The organism is Lapillicoccus sp., from assembly GCF_039935575.1.
Taxonomy (GTDB): domain Bacteria; phylum Actinomycetota; class Actinomycetes; order Actinomycetales; family Dermatophilaceae; genus Lapillicoccus.
Genome location: NZ_JBDTKA010000071.1, coordinates 1 through 19335 on the forward strand (window position 1 = coordinate 1; position 19335 = coordinate 19335).

17 protein-coding genes and 1 rRNA gene are annotated in these 19335 nt (G+C 70.3%); 6 read left to right on the top strand and 12 right to left on the bottom strand.

The genetic code is table 11. The annotated features are described in order from the left end of the window. The first annotated feature begins 111 nt into the window (after positions 1-111). Positions 112-2328 (top strand): MMPL family transporter, encoded by a 2217-nt coding sequence (locus tag ABI385_RS08570; RefSeq protein WP_348103333.1) that lies wholly within the window; start codon positions 112-114, stop codon positions 2326-2328. Positions 2329-2436: 108 nt separating this feature from the next. Then, positions 2437-3261 (top strand): alpha/beta hydrolase, encoded by an 825-nt coding sequence (locus ABI385_RS08575; protein WP_348103334.1) that lies wholly within the window; start codon positions 2437-2439, stop codon positions 3259-3261. 50 nt (positions 3262-3311) lie between these two features. Here ABI385_RS08575 and aspS read toward each other — a convergent pair whose 3' ends face one another. Beyond that, a complete protein-coding gene (aspS, locus tag ABI385_RS08580) occupies positions 3312-5087 on the bottom strand; it encodes an aspartate--tRNA ligase (protein ID WP_348103335.1) in 1776 nt (591 codons plus the stop codon). Between the two features lie 136 nt (positions 5088-5223). Here aspS and ABI385_RS08585 point away from each other — a divergent pair, with 136 nt between their 5' ends. The 3 genes from ABI385_RS08585 to ABI385_RS08595 are packed head-to-tail and all read left to right on the top strand — an operon-like array spanning position 5224 to position 8101. Next, entirely contained in the window at positions 5224-6330 is a 1107-nt protein-coding gene (locus ABI385_RS08585) for a hypothetical protein (RefSeq protein WP_348103336.1), read from the top strand. After that, positions 6327-7289, top strand: a complete 963-nt coding sequence (locus tag ABI385_RS08590) for an ABC transporter ATP-binding protein (protein ID WP_348103337.1) — start codon at positions 6327-6329, stop codon at positions 7287-7289. The genes ABI385_RS08585 and ABI385_RS08590 overlap by 4 nt, the downstream gene beginning before the upstream one ends. Continuing rightward, positions 7286-8101 (top strand): ABC transporter permease, encoded by an 816-nt coding sequence (locus tag ABI385_RS08595; protein WP_348103338.1) that lies wholly within the window; start codon positions 7286-7288, stop codon positions 8099-8101. The genes ABI385_RS08590 and ABI385_RS08595 overlap by 4 nt, the downstream gene beginning before the upstream one ends. Here the strand turns inward: ABI385_RS08595 and ABI385_RS08600 are convergent. Genes ABI385_RS08600 through ABI385_RS08630 form a run of 7 tightly spaced genes read right to left on the bottom strand, consistent with a single transcriptional unit; the run spans position 8091 to position 15704 of the window. After that, positions 8091-8888 carry an alpha/beta fold hydrolase gene (locus ABI385_RS08600; RefSeq protein ID WP_348103339.1) on the bottom strand — a complete coding sequence of 266 codons (798 nt, stop codon included), beginning with the start codon at positions 8886-8888 and terminating at the stop codon, positions 8091-8093. The genes ABI385_RS08595 and ABI385_RS08600 overlap by 11 nt on opposite strands. Positions 8889-8901: 13 nt before the next feature. After that, the gene (locus ABI385_RS08605) at positions 8902-9657 is read right to left on the bottom strand and encodes a glycosyltransferase (protein WP_348103340.1); all 756 of its coding nucleotides are present in this window, start codon (positions 9655-9657) and stop codon (positions 8902-8904) included. Continuing rightward, positions 9650-10294, bottom strand: a complete 645-nt coding sequence (locus ABI385_RS08610) for an NUDIX hydrolase (RefSeq protein WP_348103341.1) — start codon at positions 10292-10294, stop codon at positions 9650-9652. The genes ABI385_RS08605 and ABI385_RS08610 overlap by 8 nt, the downstream gene beginning before the upstream one ends. Before the next feature lie 10 nt (positions 10295-10304). Then, complete coding sequence (locus ABI385_RS08615) at positions 10305-12038, bottom strand: CTP synthase (protein WP_348103342.1); 1734 nt, start codon at positions 12036-12038, stop codon at positions 10305-10307. A gap of 11 nt (positions 12039-12049) precedes the next feature. Further along, a complete protein-coding gene (recN, locus tag ABI385_RS08620) occupies positions 12050-13873 on the bottom strand; it encodes a DNA repair protein RecN (protein WP_348103343.1) in 1824 nt (607 codons plus the stop codon). Positions 13874-13909: 36 nt separating this feature from the next. Continuing rightward, positions 13910-14812 (bottom strand): NAD kinase, encoded by a 903-nt coding sequence (locus tag ABI385_RS08625; protein ID WP_348103344.1) that lies wholly within the window; start codon positions 14810-14812, stop codon positions 13910-13912. Between the two features lie 16 nt (positions 14813-14828). Beyond that, entirely contained in the window at positions 14829-15704 is an 876-nt protein-coding gene (locus ABI385_RS08630) for a TlyA family RNA methyltransferase (protein ID WP_348103345.1), read from the bottom strand. Between the two features lie 16 nt (positions 15705-15720). Between ABI385_RS08630 and ABI385_RS08635 the strand changes: the two genes are divergently transcribed. After that, on the top strand, positions 15721-16815 hold the full coding sequence (locus ABI385_RS08635) for a hypothetical protein (RefSeq protein ID WP_348103346.1): 1095 nt from the start codon (positions 15721-15723) through the stop codon (positions 16813-16815). Positions 16816-16892: 77 nt separating this feature from the next. Here the strand turns inward: ABI385_RS08635 and ABI385_RS08640 are convergent, their stop codons facing one another. The 4 genes from ABI385_RS08640 to rrf form a co-directional block, all read right to left on the bottom strand. Further along, positions 16893-17939 (bottom strand): HAD-IIA family hydrolase, encoded by a 1047-nt coding sequence (locus ABI385_RS08640; RefSeq protein WP_348103347.1) that lies wholly within the window; start codon positions 17937-17939, stop codon positions 16893-16895. Beyond that, complete coding sequence (locus tag ABI385_RS08645; protein WP_348103348.1) at positions 17936-18766, bottom strand: hypothetical protein; 831 nt, start codon at positions 18764-18766, stop codon at positions 17936-17938. Before ABI385_RS08645 ends, ABI385_RS08640 begins: the two co-directional genes overlap by 4 nt. 17 nt (positions 18767-18783) lie before the next feature. Beyond that, positions 18784-18933 carry a hypothetical protein gene (locus tag ABI385_RS08650; RefSeq protein WP_348103349.1) on the bottom strand — a complete coding sequence of 50 codons (150 nt, stop codon included), beginning with the start codon at positions 18931-18933 and terminating at the stop codon, positions 18784-18786. Between the two features lie 272 nt (positions 18934-19205). Then, a 5S ribosomal RNA gene (gene rrf, locus ABI385_RS08655) occupies positions 19206-19322 on the bottom strand. Positions 19323-19335 lie beyond the last annotated feature (13 nt).

Here is a 19335-nt window from a genome sequence, read left to right on the forward strand (position 1 = left end):
CCATGAAACAGGTCAGGCAGGTCAGGCAGGTCGGGGCCGCTGTCGCTCATCGCCGGTCAGCGTATCGGCGAGCACCAACACCCCAAGCCCACCCAGCCCGTACCCTGAACCGTGCACGAGGCCTCGACCGAGCGGCTCCCGACCAGCCGCCTGGGCAGGCTCGGTGCCACTACCGCACGCCACCCGTGGCGTTTCGTCGTCGGGTGGCTTCTCGTCACGGTGGCAGCGTTCGCTGTCGCGGTCGGCGGGGTCACGGGGCAGTCCCTGTTCCAGCGCCTTCAGTCCGGTGCTCCGAGCGTCCCGCGCGAGGCCCAGCAGGGCGCCGACCTGCTGGCCGCCCACCAGTCCCAAGGGACCAGCCTGCTGCTCCAGGTCAAGGGCGCTAGCTTCACCGACACCACCGCGGTCGCCGCCGCGTCGAAGGCCACTGCCGAGCTCGCGTCGATCCCCGGCATCAGCGCCGTGAAGTCTCCTCTCTTGCTGCCGCAGGGCGTCGCCAACCCTGCCGCCGCGCCATTGCTGGCCGGCGGAACGGCGTCCTCGGGCGGTTTCGTCACCAGCGCCGAGCTCGAGCGGGGCCTGACCTCCGAGCAGACGAACGCGGCGAACGCCGCGGTCCGGGTGGCCTACGACCGTATCGTCGCCGCCTTCCCCGGCGCCACGGGTCAGGTCGGTGGTGGAGGTCCGCTGCTCACCGCGATCACGTCGCAGATCGAGGTGGATCTGCGCAACGGCGAAGGCATCGCGCTTCCGCTGTCGTTCATCGTGATGTTCTTCGTGTTCGGCGGCTTCGTCGCAGCGGGTATGCCGGTGGTCGGGGCCGTCGTGTCCATCGGTGGCGGCCTCGCCACACTCTTCGGGTTCTCCTACCTGCTGGACCTCGACGCCAGCGTGGTCAACGTCGTCACGTTGCTCGGGCTCGGGCTCTCCATCGACTACGGGCTGCTCACCGTCAGCCGGTTCCGTGAGGAGCTGCGGACGATCTCGGACCGGCACGGACCGCGGCGTCGACGTCGGTTCAACCCGGACGACACCGTGCTGGCCACGGCGCGCACGATGGCGACTGCCGGGCGTACCGTCCTGTTCTCCGGGTTGACGGTCGCGATCGCCCTGGCCGGGCTGATGATCTTCGAAGCCCAGATCACCCGCGCCATCGGCGCCGCCGGGGTCGCCATCGTCCTCGTCGCCGTGCTGGTCGACCTGACCCTGCTGCCGGCGCTCTGCGCTCTCGGTGCCCGTCGACTGCTCTCCAAGGGCACCGAACGCGCGCCGGACACCGGAGTGTTCTCCCAATTGGCTCGGTTCGTCCAGCGACGGCCGATCCCGGTGATCGTCGCTTCGCTGATCGTGCTCCTGGCGCTGGCGGTACCCGCGGTCGGCATCAAGCTCACCTCGTCCGGCCCGGAGCTGCTCCCGGTGAGCTCGCCGGAGCGGGTCTTCTTCACGGACCTGGCCGCCGACTACCCGGCGCTCAGCGCGCCCGACGTGACCGTCGCCGCCGAGGCGCCGCTGGCCACGGTGCAGTCGTGGGTCTCGTCGAGCGTCACCACCCTGCCTGACGTCGAGTCCGCCCAGGTCCGGGAGGTGACCGGCTCGCTCAGCGCTGTCTCGATCCAGGTGCGCGGCCCAGCGCTCGGCACCGAGGCCGACGGCGTCGTCGACGCGCTCCGCAGCAACCGACCGGCTTTCACCACCTACGTGACCGGGCCGGCGGCCCAGCAGCTCGACTTCATCCAGGCCATGGTGCAACGCGCCCCGTACGCCGCCGGCCTGGTCGCGCTCGGGACCTTCGTCCTGCTGTTCCTCATGACCGGCTCGGTCGTCATCCCAATCAAGGCGCTCATCCTCAACGTCGTCTCCCTCGGGGCAGCGCTGGGAGTGCTCGTGTGGGTGTTCCAGGACGGCAACCTCGAGGGCCTGCTGCGGTTCAGCTCCGTCGGCGCCATCGAGTCCCTGATCCCGTTCCTGGTGCTGGCCTTCGGTTTCGGGCTTTCTATGGACTACGAGATGTTCCTCATCGCGCGGATCACCGAGCTCCACCGCAGTGACGTCCCCAACGACCAGGCCGTCTCTCTCGGGCTGCAGCGATCGGGACGGATCATCACCTCCGCGGCCCTTCTCGTGATCATCGTCTTCGCTGGATTCGCTGCCGGACAGCTCCTGATCATCAAGGAGGTCGGGGTCGCGCTGGTGGTGGCGGTCGCCCTCGACGCCACGGTGGTGCGGATGCTGCTCGTCCCGGCCACCATGACGCTGCTGGGCACCTGGAACTGGTGGGCGCCGGCACCGATGCGCCGCTGGCACGACCGACACGGCATCACCGAATAGCCCACCGCCTCCTTGTCTCTGACAACCATGGAGCGTCCATCGAACGTTTCCCACCCGGGGTAACGTCGTTCCTGCCACCGACCGCCGACGACGACGAAGGACCCCCCCGTGCCCGTTGTGAAGACCGCCGCCTTGCTCTCACTGCACTATGAGGACACCGGAGGTCACGGACGCCCGGTCGTCCTCATCCACGGCTGGCCGCTCAGTGAGAAGTCGTGGAGCCTGCAGGTACCTGCGCTTGAGGAGGCCGGCTACCGCGTCGTGACCTACGACCGGCGCGGGTTCGGCGAGTCCGACAAGCCTGGCGGCGGCCTGGACTACGACATGCTCGCCGACGACCTCGCCAGCGTGATCGACGGACTGGGACTGGACGACGTCACACTCGTCGGGTTCAGCATGGGCGGCGGTGAGGTGGCGCGCTACATCGGCCGTCACGGCGAGGTGAAGATCCACTCCGTGGTGTTCGCATCCGCCGTGCCTCCGTTCCTGGAGAAGACCAACGACAACCCCGACGGCGGGATGTCGAACGAGGACATCGAGGGCATGGTCGCCGGTGTGCACGACGACCGCGAGGGGTTCCTCGACCCGTTCACCACGGCGTTCTTCTCGGCGGGCGACGAGCTGATGGTCACCGAGGAACAGCGTCAGGAGGCACTGGACATGCAGGCCGTCGCGGAGCAGAGCGCCGTCGAGGACTGCGTGGAAGCGTTCTCGCGCACCGATTTTCGTGCCGACCTGGCCAAGATTGCAGCACCGACCTTGGTGATCCACGGCGACTCGGACGGCATCGTCCCGTTCGAGGTCTCGGGCAAGCGCACCCACGAGGCCATCGACGCTTGCCGCCTCGTCGTGATCGAGAAGGGGCCTCACGGGCTCAACGTCAGCCACGCCGACCAGTTCAACGCGGCGCTGCTGGAGTTCCTCGACGACTGAACCAGGCAGCCCGTTTCGGAGTTGTTCTCCGTGTGACGCCAGGTGAGTGGTCAGTCGGTCGGGGGGGTGGCGTCCACCCCGGCTTCCTTGCGCTGCTCCGGCGTGATCGGGGCGGGCGCACCGGTGAGCGGGTCGTAGCCGCCCCCCGACTTCGGGAACGCGATCACCTCGCGGATGGAGTCCATCTTCGACAGCAAGGCGCAGATCCGGTCCCACCCGAACGCGATACCTCCATGCGGGGGCGCGCCGAACTGGAACGCCTCGAGCAGGAAGCCGAACTTCCCCTGAGCCTGCTCCTGGCTGAGCCCCATGAGCGCGAAGACGCGTTCCTGGACGTCCCGACGGTGGATTCGGATCGACCCCCCGCCGATCTCGTTGCCGTTGCAGACCATGTCGTAGGCGTACGCCAGCGCGGACCCGGGGTCGGTGTCGAAGGTGTCCATGAACTGCGCCTTGGGCGACGTGAACGCGTGGTGCACCGCCGTCCAGGCTCCAGCGCCGACAGCGACGTCGCCAGCCGCGACCGCCTCGCTCGCGGGCTCGAAGAGCGGCGCGTCGTTGACCCACAGGAACGACCACGCGTCCTCGTCGACCAGTCCGCATCGGCGGCCGATCTCGATGCGGGCGGCTCCGAGCAGGGCCCGTGCGTTCTTGGTGGCGCCGGCCGCGAAGAAGATGCAGTCGCCGGGGACCGCGCCCACGTGGGCGGCCAACCCCGCACGCTCGGTGTCGGTGAGGTTCTTCGCGACCGGCCCGCCGAGCTCCCCGTCGTCGCCGACCAGCACGTAGGCGAGGCCCTTGTGCCCCCGTTGCCTGGCGAACTCCTGCCACCCGTCCAGCTGCTTGCGCGGTTGCGACGCACCACCAGGCATGACGACGGCGCCGACATACTTCTGCTGGAACACCCGGAACTCGGTCCGCAAGAACACCTCCCGGCAGTCCACCAGCTCCTGCCCGAACCGCATGTCGGGCTTGTCCGAGCCGAACCGGGCCATCGCTTCAGCGTAGGTCAGCCGGGGGAACGGCGTGACGAGGTCGACGCCGACCAGCTTCCAGAGCGCGACCACGATCTCCTCGCCGAGCGTGACGACGTCGTCCTCCTCGACGAAGCTCATCTCGATGTCGAGCTGGGTGAACTCCGGCTGCCGGTCGGCGCGGAAGTCCTCGTCGCGGTAGCAGCGTGCGATCTGGTAGTACCGCTCCATCCCGGCGACCATGAGCAGCTGCTTGAACAGCTGCGGGCTCTGCGGCAGCGCATACCAGGACCCCGGCGCCAGTCGCGCCGGGACGATGAAGTCCCGCGCCCCCTCCGGTGTCGAGCGCGTCATCGTCGGCGTCTCGATCTCGACAAAGTCGTGGGCCGCCAGGACCGACCGGGCTGCGGCGTTGACCTTGCTGCGCAACCGGATTGCCGCGCCCTGTGCCGGTCGGCGCAGGTCGAGGTAGCGGTAGCGCAGCCGCGCCTCCTCCCCCACCGTGACGCGTTCGTCGACCTGGAAGGGCAACGGCGCGCTTGGGTTGAGGACGTCGATCGCGGTCGCGACGACCTCGACCTCGCCCGTCGGCAGGTCGGAGTTCGCGTTGCCCTCCGGCCGACCCCGGACCTCGCCCGTCACCTGCACGCAGTACTCGTTGCGCACGTCGTGCGCGCCGCCCTGCGCCAGCACCTCGTCACGCGCGACCACCTGGACCACGCCCGACGCGTCACGCAGGTCCAGGAACGCCACCCCACCGTGATCGCGACGCCGGGCCACCCATCCCGCGAGGGTGACGGTCTGGCCGGTCTGGCCGGCGCGCAGCGTGCCGGCCTCGGTGGTGCGGAGCACTGGTGGTCCTTCGGTCGTTCGGAGCCTGTCGGTCTCGGGCGGGCGGCCCCATCCTACGAAGCCACGCCGACGGCATACGAATCCTTTGCCTGGCAGCGGCTCCGTGCCCCACAGGACCTCGACGTAGGTTGACGCGGTGAAGGCACCATGGCGCTGGGCCGTCTGCGTCGCACTCGTCGCGGCGTTCGTCGCCGTGCCCTTCGTCGTGCGCGCGCTCCCCGCCGGGTCACCTGGGCCCGGCGACACCACAGCAGCCCAGCTCCTCGAGCGGATGCGCAGCTCGTGGTCGAACCCGTACGCCGGGTACGCCGAGACCACCGGGTCGATCGCCCTACCGGCCTCCGACCAGCTCGACTCCGTCGCCACCCTGCTCGGTAGCCGCACCCAGATCCGCGTGTGGTGGCGCTCGGCGAAGGACTGGCGGGCAGACACGTTGAGCCAGTTCGGCGAGACGAGTACGCGCACCACGGACGCAGCCGTCTCGGTCTGGGACTACGAGGACAACCGGGTCGTCGTCACCCCCGCTCAGCTCCCGGGGACGGTCCGCCTCCCGCAGGACCGCGACACGGTCCCGCCACAGCTGGCCGAACGGATGCTTTCCGAGACCAGCGCCGGGGAGGTGTCCGGGCTGCCAGCCCGCCGGGTGGCTGGACGGGACGCCGACGGCCTGCGGATGCAGCCCTCCGAGAGCCTCAGCAGCATCGGCCATGTCGACGTCTGGGCCGACCGCGCCTCCGGAATCCCTGTGCTCGTCGAGGTGTTCGGGCGCAGCGGCGACGTCGCCGCCATGTCCAGCACCTTCCTCGACTTCACCGCCGCGGCCCCGTCAGACCAGGAGCTCGCCTTCACGCCCCCGCCCGGGGCGCGGGTCCGCAACGGTCAGCGGTTCGACCTCGCTCGTCAGCTGAGCCGCTCGGGCGGTGTCCCGTTGCCCGGTCAGCTGCTGGGCTTCACCCGCTCGACGCCGATCCCGGGTTTCACCGGTGTCGGAGAGTACGGCCGCGGCGTGACCCAGATCGTGGTCGGCCAGCTGCCTGGTGACCAGGCCGCCTCACTGCGGCAGCAGCTGAGCGTGGCCGTGGGAGCCCAGAAGATCCCCGAGGGGGTGGCCGTGTCGGTGGGCCCGGTCGGGCTGCTGCTTACCTCGGACCTGGCCAACGGGCGCGCGTGGCTCGTCACGGGCACCCTGACGACGGACGGCCTGGTGCGCGCCGCCGCCGAGCTCACCGGGCAGGCCACGTGAACAGCATCAGCAACCGGCCGGAGAGCGGTCCCGTCATCTGGACGAGCGGTCTCACCAAGCGGTACGGGTCGGTGACGGCCGTCGACCGCGTGGACCTGGGCGTGCAGCCCGGCGACATCTACGGGTTCCTCGGCGCCAACGGTTCCGGCAAGACGACGACCGTTCGCTGCCTGCTCGGGCTGGTGCTGGCGACCTCGGGAGAGATCGACGTGCTCGGCCGACGGATGCCGAAGTCGGGCGCAGACGTGCTGCCACGGGTGGGTGCGCTGGTCGAGGGGCCGGCGGCATACAGCCACCTGTCCGGGCTGGCGAACCTCGCGCTCTACGACGCCAGCGGGCGACGACCGGCCGGACCGTTGGGCGGCGGCCGACGCGACCGCAGAGACCGCGCCCGAGACGCGATGGAGATGGTCGGCCTCGGGAGCGTCGGGAAGCGTCGGGTCGGGGCCTACTCCCTGGGTATGCGTCAACGCCTCGGCCTGGCTGCCGCCCTGATGCGCCGTCCCGAGCTACTGGTCCTCGACGAGCCCACCAACGGGCTCGACCCGCAAGGAATCCGCGAGATCCGCGAGCTGCTCCTGCGCCTGCACTCCGACGGGACGACGATCTTCCTCTCCAGCCACCTGCTGGCCGAGGTCGAGCAGCTGTGCACCAGGATCGGCCTGCTCGACCGCGGCCGGCTCGTCCTGCAGGAGGATCTCGACGTCCTGCGTGCGCCCACCGGTCTGACCGCGGTGCGCACCCCCGACGGCAACCGCGCAACCGAGCTACTCGGCACCGCGGTCGAGTCCCGGGACGGTGATCGAGTTCTCGTTCGGGCTGAAGACCCCGCCAAGCTCAACGCGCTGCTCGTGGGCGCCGGCATACGAGTCGTCGAGCTCGGCCCCGAACGCCGGTCGCTCGAGGACGTCATCGCCGAGCGCACCAGCGCTCGAGCCGAGGGTGAGGTGCCGACGTGATCCGCGTCGAGCTGGTCAAGCTGTTCGGGCGCAAGCGCACCTGGCTGGCGATCCTGCTGCTCAACCTCCTACCGACCGTGGTCGCCGGGGTACTGGCCTGGACCAGGATCGCCCCCCGACCCGGCCAGGGGCCGGCCTTCCTGTCGGCGGTCATCGCCAACGGTTCGTTGTTCGCGATCGCCGCTCTGGCGATCGTCCTGCCGCTGTTCCTGCCGATCGCCGTCGCGGTCGTCGCGGGCGACTCGATCGCGGGCGAGGCGCAGGCCGGCACCCTGCGATACCTGCTCGTCAGACCCGTGGGCCGGACCCGGCTGCTCGTCAGCAAGCTGGTGGCCGTCAGTGCGTTCGTCCTGGTGGCGGTGCTCACGGTCACCGGCATCGGGTATGTCGTCGGGCGCCTGCTGCTCGGCGACGCACCTCTGTCGCAGGCGATGGTGAGCCTGTCGGGGACGCTGCTCACCCCGGGACAGATCGCTTGGCGCACCGCGTTGGCGATCCTGCTCGTCGCGTTCTCGATGCTCGGGGTCGCCGCCATGGCGCTGTTCCTGTCGACGCTGACCGACTCGCCGCAGAGCGCCAGCCTGGGCGCCTTGGCGTTCCTCATCGGTTCGTCCCTGCTGCTCACCATCGACGCAGCGCGGCCCCTGCAGCCCTACCTGCCGACGCGGTACTGGCTGACCTTCGTCGACGTCTACCGGGACCCGGTGCTCTGGAGCGGCATCGAACGCGGGGTAGCGCTGCAGGCGGTCTATGTCGTCGTGCTCCTGACCGCCGCGTGGGCCAACTTCACGACCCGCGACGTCACGAGCTGAGGCGGGCGCAGTCCTGCGGCCCCCAGGTCGGCAGCGCGCCGGACCCGAGCGCCTCCCCCACCAGCCCTTGGACGAGTCGGTCACCCGGTAGGCCGCTGTGCCGGACCGTGTCCGACGCGCAGATGCTCTGCAGCGACGGGCTCGGTACGCCGTCGATCACGGCCGAGCTCGGCGGCAGGACGACGTCGTCCTGGGTGGTCCAGAGCGACAGGACGACCAGACCGGCGGGCAGCGGCTCACGGTCCAGCCGGGCGAGAACGGGGCTGTCGGTCGCCAGCTGCTGGCAGGCGGTGGGACAGCTGCCCGAGACCAGTGACCCGAGACGGGCGAGATCGGTTCCCTGGTGCGGCGAGCCAAGAGTGACGAGCCGCCGGACATGCTCGCCCCCACCGTTCTCCGTGACCCACAACCGCGCGACAACGCCTCCGGCGGAGTAGCCCACCACGTCGAGCGACGCAGCCCCGGTGCGTGCGAGGACCGTGTCGGCGGTCGCCGCCAGCGACGCCGCCTGGTCGGCGAGGTCACCCAGCGCCTGGTCGGGGAGGTCGACGAGCGTGACGTCCCGGCCCGAGGTCCGCAGTGAGCTTGCCAGGGGCGCCAGGGACGCGACCGAACCGCCATACCCCGGCACCAGGAGCACCGGTCCGGGACGACTCTGGTCCGGAGCTGTTGCCGAGGTCGACCGGCTGCGCAGCGCCAACCCGGCGATGACGGCTACCAGCAGCACCAGCAAAGCAACGAGACCGAGCACGAACCTTCGGCGCGCCGGGGCGAGTCGGGAGGGCATCCCCCATCCTCGGTCACGCTGCTGTGACGCGCCGCCGTGCTTCGACAATGCACCGGGCCAACATCCACCGCGCCGCGAGAATCCGCGGCAGGCTGCGCCACCGTTCAGGCGTCTGGTTGGCGCCGTGCAGCCGGCGAGCGACGGACGGGCGCTCCAGGTGGGTCATCTCGCGGCAGGTGTTGGCCACGATGGCGACCCACAGGTCGTGCGACTCGACAAGGTACGCCGGGAACGGCAGCACCATCTCGAGCCCGTCGCGCCGGATCCCCATCGCACAACCGAAGTACCAGCGCACCCCCACGAGCGTGGCCACGAGGTTGGCCGCATACCGGTGCGAGTCCCTCGCCCGCAGCGGCCAGCGAGGCGGTTCGAGTGGTTCCCCGAGGACAGCGACGCTGGTGGCCACCACCGCGGTCTGGTCCAGCGCGGCGACCATGGCCTCCACTCGCCCCGGCACCCAGAGGTCGTCCTGGTCGCAAAGCAGCAAGTACGAACCCCGAGCAAGACCGAGGGCTCGCTCGAAGGTCCGCACGGAGCCGACGTTGGTCTCGTTGTGGGACAAGAGGACTCGCGGATCACCGGCGCCAGTGACCACCGCGAAGGTGTTGTCGGTGCTGGCGTCGTCGACGACGACGACCTCGTCGTCCGGACCGAGCTGAGCCAGCACCGACTGCAGCTGTTCCTCGATGTGCGCCGCGCCGTTGAAGGCGGCGAGACAGACGCTGACCCGGATCCGTCGATCTCTGAGATCTCTGACCTCGTCAGGCATGCCAAGGCCAGGGGGTGTCGCGCGGCCGCAACGTCTCCCAGCCCCGTTCGCGAGCGCCCCAGGCCGCCATGATCCCCACGACGGCACCGGGGTTGTGCAGCTGACCCGCGAGGACGGCGGTGTATGCCTCCTCGAGCGGGACCCAGGCGCCGGTGATCCCCGCCTCCTCACCCTCACGGGCAAATGCGGACAGGGTCTCGTCGACGTCGCGCGCCAGGAAGACCCGCAGTGCCTCGGACGACCCGCCGGGTGTGGAGAAGAAGTCGATGAGCACGTCCCATCGACCCGCTCGGAGGTCGACCTCCTCCGTGAGCTCTCGCACGGCTGTGCGCCAGGGTGGTTCCCCCTCGACGTCGAGCAGGCCGGCGGGCAGCTCCCACTCCAGCGTTCGGACCGGGTGGCGGTACTGCTGGATCAGCACGATGTGGTCGACCCCGTCGATCTCACGCAGCGCGACGACGGCGACCGCCCCGGTGTGGTCCATGAACTCACGCGTGACTGGCCCGGCCGCACCGAGGTCGACGGTCTCGCGCCGAATGCCCCAGATCATCCCGTCGAAGACGAGGTCGGAGGCGGTGACCGGATGGTCCACTCTGGTGTCACGCAGGTCGTGGCCCGACCTGACGGGCAGCTCCACGCCGGGCCGCTCAGCCGGCCGGGGCGGCGTACGCCGGTGTGGCCGAGGCGTTCTGGCGAGTCGAGTCAAAGCTGTCGTCGCCGCGTGGGACCTCGACCAGGCGCTCGCCGCGCTGCCGCTCGAGTGCGGCTTCGACCAGCCCGGCGAACAACGGGTGGGCGCGGTGTGGCCGGGACAGGAACTCTGGGTGGGCCTGTGTCGCGACGTAGTAGGGGTGTACGTCGGCGGGCAGCTCGACGAACTCGACGAGCTCCCCGTCCGGCGAGAGCCCCGAGTAGACAAGCCCGGCCTCCTCGAGCCGGACGCGGTAGCCGTTGTTGACTTCATAGCGGTGCCGGTGGCGTTCCTGGACGTCGGTCACGCCATAGGCCCTCGCCACGACGCTGCCCTCGGTCAGGCGTGCCGGGTAGAGACCGAGCCGCATGGTGCCGCCGAGGTCACCCGCCCCCTCGACGAACGCCTTCTGCTCCTCCATGGTCGCGATGACGGGGTCCGGCGTCTGAGGGTCGAACTCCGACGACGATGCGCCCTCGATGCCGGCCACGTTACGGGCGTACTCGATGACCATGCACTGCAGGCCGAGGCAGATCCCCAGGGTCGGGATCTGTCGCTCACGCGCCCAGCGCAGCGCGCCGAGCTTGCCCTCGATCCCCCGAACCCCGAACCCTCCGGGCACCAGGATCGCGTCGACCCCGCCGAGGGCGCGCTGCGCCCCCGCCTCGGTCTGACACTCGTCGGAGGGGACCCACCGGATCACGACCCGAGCGTCGTGCTGGAAGCCGCCGGCGCGCATCGCCTCCGTAACGGACAGGTATGCGTCGGGCAGGTCGATGTACTTGCCTACCAACGCGATCTCGACGAGATGCTCGGGGTCGTGGACCCGCTGGAGCATCCGGTCCCAGTCGTGCCAGTCCACGTCGTGGAACGGCAGTCCCAGCCTGCGGATGACGTAGGCATCGAGGCCTTCGCGGTGCAGCACCTTGGGGATGTCGTAGATGGAGGGCGCGTCCACCGCGGCAGCGCACGCCTCGACCTCGACGTCGCACATCAGCGAGATCTTCCGCTTGATGCCGTCCGGGATCTCACGGTCCGCGCGCAGCACGAGCCCGTCGGGCTGGATGCCGACCTGGCGCAGGGCAGCGACGGAGTGCTGGGTCGGCTTGGTCTTGAGCTCGCCGCTGGGGGCGAGGTAGGGGACCAGCGAGACGTGCAGGAAGAAGACGTGGTCGCGGCCGACGTCGTGGCGGACCTGCCGGGCCGCCTCGAGGAAGGGCAGCGACTCGATGTCGCCGACCGTGCCACCGATCTCGGTGATGATGACGTCGGGGGCGTCCTTCTGCCCCGTCGCCGTGGCCCGCATCCGGGCCTTGATCTCGTTGGTGATGTGGGGGATCACCTGCACCGTGTCACCGAGGTACTCGCCGCGGCGCTCCTTCGCGATGACCCGGTTGTAGATCTGACCCGTCGTGACGTTGGCGCTTCCGCGCAGGTTGACGTCGAGGAACCGTTCGTAGTGGCCGATGTCGAGGTCCGTCTCCGCCCCGTCGTCGGTCACGAAGACCTCGCCGTGCTGGAACGGGTTCATCGTCCCAGGGTCGACATTGAGATAGGGGTCCAGCTTCTGCATCGTGACGCTCAGACCTCTGGCGCGCAGCAGATGCCCGAGGCTGGAAGCGGTCAACCCCTTGCCGAGCGAGGAGGCGACGCCCCCGGTAACGAAGATGTGTTTCGTCTGCTCTGCCACGGGATTGCAGTCTATGCCACGGTTCCGCGTCGGCCGCGACCGCCGTTTGGTCGGCGCGCCCCAGGCGAGGGTGCCGTTCGCTGCACCGTCGCCTGGGCGAGCAGCTCCTGCGCGTGGGCCAACCCCGTCGCAGAAGCCGGGTCGCCACCCATCATCCGCGAGAGCTCGCCCAGCCGCTCGGACTCCTCGACCACCCGGACGGTGCTAGCGGTCACGGCGCCGCTCTCGTCCTTGGTGACGACCAGGTGCCGGTCCGCGAAGACGGCGACCTGGGCCAGGTGCGTGACGACCACCACCTGGGCGTGCCGTGCGAGGGAGGCCAGGCGGGCCCCCACGTCGAGTGCCGCTCGCCCTCCGACCCCAGCGTCGACCTCGTCGAACACGTAGGTGGGAACCGCTCGGCCGCGGCTCACGACCTCGATCGCCAGCATCACCCGGGAGAGCTCCCCACCCGAGGCGGCGCGAGCGACACTCCGGTGCGGGTTCCCCGGGCCGGAGGCGAGCTGGATCTCCACGTCGTCGGTGCCCGAGCGCGTGAACCTCACTGGCTCCACTCGCGTGCTCCCCACTCCAGCGAGCCCCTCGGGGTCGGAACGAGCAGACACCGAGACCGTCACCTCGGCCCGCCCCATCGCCAGGTGCCTGAGCTCGCCGGTCACCTGGTGGCCGAACTCGTCCGCCGACTGCCGTCGGACCGTCGTCAGCTCCAAGGCGCAGACAGCGAGCTGCTGACGCAGGCGTACCGTCTCGGCGTCGAGCTGGTCCACACGGTCGTCGGCGCCGGTCAGCTCGGCAAGGGTCAGCGCCGCCTGCGATCCCCAAGCCAGCACCTCGTCCACAGTGTCGCCGTAGACCCGCGTGAGACTCGCGAGATCTGCCCTGCGCTGCTGCACGAACGTTAACCGGGCGGGGTCGACGTCGACGCTCGCGGCGTAGGACGCCAGGTCGGCGGCGAGGTCGCTGCCAAGATAACCGAGCTCCGCCAGCCGCGTGTCCAGGTCGGCGAGCGCTGGGTCGTGGTCGGTCATCGGGGTGAGCGCCATACGAGCCGAGGCGAGCTCGTCGACGATCCCGGCCTGGTCGGCATACCCCGGGCCGGTGCCCGTGTCGCCGGTGAGCAGGGTGTGAGCCTGTGCTGCCGCGAGCCGCAACCCGTCCGCGTGGGCCAGCCGCTCGTCCTCCGACCGCAGCGCGAGGTCCTCGCCAGGCTGCGGGTCCACCGCCTCGATCCGGTCCAGCCCGGTCTGGAGCGCGTCGGTCTCCCTGGCTCGGTCGGCGGCCAGCGCGCGCAACCGGTCGCGCTCGCGGGTCGCGTCCGCGAGAGCATCGAACGTGCGTTGGTATGTTTCGAGCGCCTCGGCGACGACGACGCCACCGAACTCGTCGACCACCTGACGGTGCTGGTCTCCATGGCGCAGCCGCCACTGGTCGGACTGTCCGTGGACGGCGACGAGCAGCTCCCCCAGCTCGGCGAGAACCCCGACCGGGGTGCTTCGACCACCGACGTGGGCACGGGAGCGGCCGTCCTGACCGACCGTGCGCACCAGCACGAGGTCCTCGTCCATGTCGGCCCCCAGGTCGGCCCCGGCGTCGGCGGCCCGGACCAGCGCTGGGTGACCCTCCGGCAGGGTGAGGACCCCCTCGATGTGGGCGGCTCGTGTCCCGGCCCGCACCAGCCCGGTGTCGGCGCGGGCACCGAGCAGGAGTCCGAGTCCGGACACGACCATGGTCTTGCCGGCCCCGGTCTCGCCGGTCACGACGTTCAGGCCGGGGCTGAGGGGCAGCACGGCGTCGTCGATGACGCCGATCCCCTGGATCCGGATCTCCTGGAACACGCCTCCCAGACTAGGCGGGCCCGCCCGTAGTGCGCGTCAGCGCGCGCGTGCGCTGCCCCGCCACCCGGCGATGCTGAGGTCGAACTTCGCCACGAGCCGGTCCGTGAACGGCGACGAGCTGAGCCGAGCGAGCCGGACCGGGGTGTCGCTGCGGGCGGCCTCGACGCGGGCCCCGGGCGGCAGATCCACGTGCCGACGCCCGTCGCACCACATCACGCCGTGTCCCTGAGCGCTCGGGATCACCTCGACGTCGATCCGGGAGCGAGGACCGACGACGATGGGCCGAGAGAAGAGCGCGTGAGCGCTGTTGGGGACCATCAGGATCGCCTCGACGTCCGGCCAGACCACGGGTCCGCCGGCGGAGAACGCGTACGCCGTCGATCCCGTCGGCGTCGCGATGACCACGCCGTCGCAGCCGAACGTCGACAACGGTCGCCCGTCGACCCCCACCGCGACCTCGAGCATCCGTTCGCGGGCAGCTTTCTCCACGCTGACCTCGTTAAGGGCCCAGCACCGGGTCACCGCCTCTCCGTCCGGGCGGACCAGGACGTCGAGCGTCATCCGCTCCTCGACCGTGTAGCTGCGCGAGACGATGTGCTCGACCGTTGCGGCGACGTCCTCACGTTCCGCTTCGGCGAGGAAGCCGACGTGCCCGAGGTTGACGCCCAACAAGGGGGCGGTCGTCCCGCGCGCGTGCTCGGCGCCGCGCAGGATGGTCCCGTCGCCGCCGAGGACGACGACGAGCTCACACCCGGTTGCGGGCGACTCGGCGTCGGCCAGCACCACCGGACCGATGTCCATCTCGGCGAGCTCGCGCGCGTCATCAGGGGGCAGCGCCACCTCGATGTCGGCGGCTTTCAGCTGCTCGACCACACGGCGCGCGATATCCCGCACCTCCGCGCGTCTGGGGTGGGCGACGAGCAGAATGCGACGCGTCACGCCCGTTCCTCCGGCCTCATCGGGTGGTGCTGTCCGTGTGCGAGCTCGTTACGTCGGCCACCAGCGCGTCCAGCTCCTGTTCGCTGAGGGGGGCCGGTGCTTCGGACGTTCCCGCAGCACCGTCGCTGCGTTGCCTGACCCAGAGTAGGTACTCCCGGTTGCCCTCCGCGCCCCGGATCGGGCTGGAGGTGATCCCGTGGATGTCCACGCCGAGCCTCCGAGCCGACCCGACCACGGCGCCGAGGACCCGCCGCCGCTCGGCCCGCGAGGTCACCACCCCTGTCCGCGCGAGCCGGTCACGCCCGACCTCGAACTGCGGCTTGACGAGCGCGACCAGGTCGCCACCGGGTCGCAGCTGGCTCACCATCGCCGGGAGCGCAGTACTCAGCGAGATGAAGCTCAGGTCGGCGACCACGACATCGAACTCCGCCCCCAGGTCGCCGGCAGCGACGTCGCGGATGTTCATCCCGGACCGCTCCTCGACCCGTGGGTCGCCGGCGATCGCAGTGACCAGCTGGCCATGCCCCACGTCGAGCGCCGTCACGTGCGCCGCGCCCGCCTCGAGCAGGACCTGCGTAAACCCGCCAGTGCTCGCGCCGACATCGAGACAGCGGGCGTTCGTGACTCCCAGGCCCGCGGGTCCGAACACTCGCAGCGCCTCCAGGAGCTTGTATGCCGCTCGACCCACCCACCGGTCCGGCTCCGCCGTCAGCCGGATGGCCGTTGTCGCGGCAACCTTTGTGCTCGCCTTGCCAGGTCGGCCGTCGACGAGGACGACCCCCATATCGATCAGCTCCCGAGCCTGTCCGCGGCTGCGCGCCAGTCCCTGCCGGACCAGCTCCACGTCGAGCCGGCGTAGCTCGGACGCGGTGCTAGGGGGGTCAGCCGCCACCGAGATCTGACAGCCGGTGGCCCAGGACCGCATTGAGACGTTCGCCCGCAGCCAGCTGCTCGTCGAGATCGGACTCGGGCGCCCTGTCGAGGTCGTCCAGCGCGGCGTCGATGTGGTCGTCACCCGTTCGAGGTGCGACGTCTCGCGCGCTGTCCTGCTCGGAGACGACCCCCTCTGGGCTCGCCTGATCCGTCACCGAGAAGCACCCGTCGCCTTCGTGGTCGCCGCTTTCTTCGTGGTCGCCGCCTGCTCCGAAGGTGCAGCCTTTCTCCTCGCAGCCTTTGCCGTCGTGGCCTTCCTGGCGGTAGCCGGTGCCGCTGCCCTTTTTGTTGTTGCCTTCTTTGTTGCCACCTTCTTTGTTGTCGCCTTCTTCGACGTTGCCTTCTTCGACGTTGCCTTCTTCGCTGGGGCTGTCTTTGCCTGGACCGGCGTAGCCGCCTTCTTCGCCGTCCGCGCTCTCCTCGCCGGCACTGATGCCCTGGTCACCGCGGGCTCGCTCACCGGACCAGGCGCCACGGCCTTCTTCGAAACGGCCTTCTTCGAAACAGCCCTCTTCGCCAACGCTTTCTTCGGCGGTGTGTTCACGGCTGAGGGCACGGGGAGTGGGGCGGGCGTTCGGCTCGTCTCGTCCAGGGGCGCCGGACCCGAAACCACGGCGCCGCCCACGACGGAGTCGGTCGAACTCGACACGCGACGCCTACCCGGTCGGACGCCCAGCATGGTCGACATCTCCGAAACGCCGGGGACCGCGCGCACGGCCGGCATGGCCAGCACCTCGTCGCGCAGCTCCTCCACGTCGGACGACAGCTTGGCCATACCGGCCCGCGCCCGGTCCAGCTCGTCCAGCGGCATCAACGACGCCTTGGCGACCGCCTTCTCGACCTCGCTGCGGACCAGGGCGATGAGGTTCGACCGGTTGGCCGTCGCGGCCGCCATCAGCTCCTCGGCCAGGTCTTGCGCCTGGGTCGACAGGGTTCCGCCCGAAAGGGTGGACGGCAGGGTCAGCAGGGACATCGCCGCCTCGGTGGCCTTGGCCCGGGTCACCTCCACCAACCCCGACGCCAGCTGCAGGTACCCGCGGATCGACTCGAACGGCATGACCGCCTCCTGACTAGTTCGATGTCCGCGGCTCGCCCGACGGATCGTCGACGTCACCACGCTACTGCCCACGACGGTTGTGCACCCGACTCAGGCAAGCTCGCTCGTCAGAGCGGCGGCTGCTCGGTCCAGCGCGTCGAGCCCGGCGGGTGACGAACCGGAGCCGTCACGAGCCTCGGCCAGGGCACGGAATGCGCAGGCCAGCACAGAGTCCCGCTCGACCACGTCCGACGCCGGACCCGAACGCCCTGTGATGACAACGGTTCCCGTCACGGGGTCGACCGTGACAGCAACCCCGTTGCAGCTCCACGCGGAACCGTCCTTCACCGCCACCTGGGGCGGCAGACTCAACGCTCTGAGATCGACACTCGCATAGGTCGGGAGTGGGCGATCGGGGGCACGCGCGAACGACCGGAGGTCGTCGACGCCGGTCAGCACCCACAACGAGTCGACGCCGGCCGCCATAGCACCGAGGATGTCGGTGTCCAGGCGGTCTCCGATCGCCAGTGTGTCCTCGCGACCGCAGCCCAGACGGGCCATCGACAGGTCATAGAGCGCCGGCGCGGGCTTGCCTACCGCGACCGGTCGTGTGCCGGTGGCGAACGACACCGCCTCGACCAGGGCACCGTTGCCTGGGGCCACGCCCCGGTGGGTGGGTAGGGTCCGGTCTGCGTTGGTCGCCACCCACAGCGCCCCGGCCTGCACCGCGTACGCCGCCTCGGCCAGGTCGGTCGCGGTCACCAGCGGCCCATACCCCTGCAGCACCGCCACGAGCTCGCCGTCACTGGCGGACTCGGCTACCGTCAGGTGGACCTCACGCAAGGCATCGGCGACACCGCGGCCGCCGACCGCGAGCACGACCGACCCTGGCGCCAGGCGCTCACCGAGGAAGGCCGCACCGGCCTGCGAGCTGGTCACCACGTCATCGGCGCTGACCGCCAGCCCGAGTCCCACCAGCTGCGCAGCGACGTCCGCCGGCGTCAGCGAGGCGTTGTTGGTCGCATAGACGACGGGCACACCCAGCGCCGTAAGCGCGTCGACCGCATGGGCGACGGCGCGCGTCCCGCGCCGAACCACCCCGTCGAGGTCACAGACCACAGCCTGGTACGCCTCGGCCAGAGTCGCCGTCGTCCTCACCGCTCGCCGGTTCCAGCCTGCTCTCCATCCCTGGAGAGTCGAGTGCCTCTGGTGCCACCCCCGGCATCTGGGTCACCTGTGCCACCCTCGTCAGAGTCGAGCACGTCGAGCACGTCGAGCACGTCGAGTACGTCGAGTACGTCGAGCAGGTCGACCTGACGGACGCCGTCGAGCTCGGCGAGCCGGTCCGCCGCGTCGGTCTCGAGGTCCTCGTCCGCGTCGACCGCATGGGAGAACCACTCGCGCGCGGTGACCCGGTCCCCCGTCGCGAGCAGGGCCTCCGCGTAGGCGTAGAACAACCTCCCGCTCCATGCCTTGCGGCGGCGGGGGTCGAGCTCCGGCAACCGGAGTCCGGCCAGCGCGGCATCGGCATCCCCCATGTCCCGCCGGATCCCGGACACGACGATCGCCAGCTCGACACGCTCGTCGTGGGCGAGCGTCGAGACCTCCGGAGAGGAGGCGAGCTCGAGCGCCCGGCTACGTCGGCCCAGCGCTCGCTCTGCGTCCACCATCAGCGGCAGCAGGTGCGACGAGCCGGACAACCTCCGCACGGTTCGGAACTCGCTCAGCGCCGTCGCCCATTCCCCGCGCCGGTAGGCCACCAGGCCACGCGCCTCTCGAGCGGCTGGCACCCGTCCGGCCCGACGCACCGCGGTCTCAGCGTGCGCCTCCGCGCCCTCGAGGTCCTCGTCCATCAACAACGCCACCATCACCAGATGCTGGGCCACCCCCTGAGCGTTCTCTTTGGTCAGCGTGCGCAGCTGAGTCCACACGGCCCGGTCCAGCTCCTTGCCGGTTACTCCGTCCGCGATCGCCGGCTCGGGCAACCGAGGCTTCTTCGGGGTCAGTCGTTGGCCGCCGGCCTCGCGGGGGGTCCGGTCGGCACCTTCCGCACCGCCCGCACCGCCTCGCTGGGCACCCGTGCGCGAGGCGGCGGTACGCGGGCCACCAACGCGTGACCCAGCACCCCGACCCGTTCCTGCGCGATCAGCATGCCCTCGACCCGAACCGCCGCCGCGTCCAGACCCCCGTTGGCCCGACAGAGGACGGTCCTGGTCAGGGGTCATCATGTGCTCCGGTTCTATCTCGCTGCATTCACTGTTCTAGTTCTCTCCTGACCACCCTATGCCGCTCGCGCGACCGACCCAGCCGACCGTGCACATGCACCAGACCGCGGTTCGTGTGCCCCTGCCGATGTGAGCCTGGAAGGGAATGCAAAAGTACCCCGCACTGACCTCAGTCAGGCGGGGCACTTTCGGAAAAGATGTCCGGCTGCGTCCTACTCTCCCACACCGTCACCAGTGCAGTACCATCGGCGCTGAAGGGCTTAGCTTCCGGGTTCGGAATGGAGCCGGGCGTTTCCCCTTCGCTATGACAGCCGAAACTCTATGGAGAT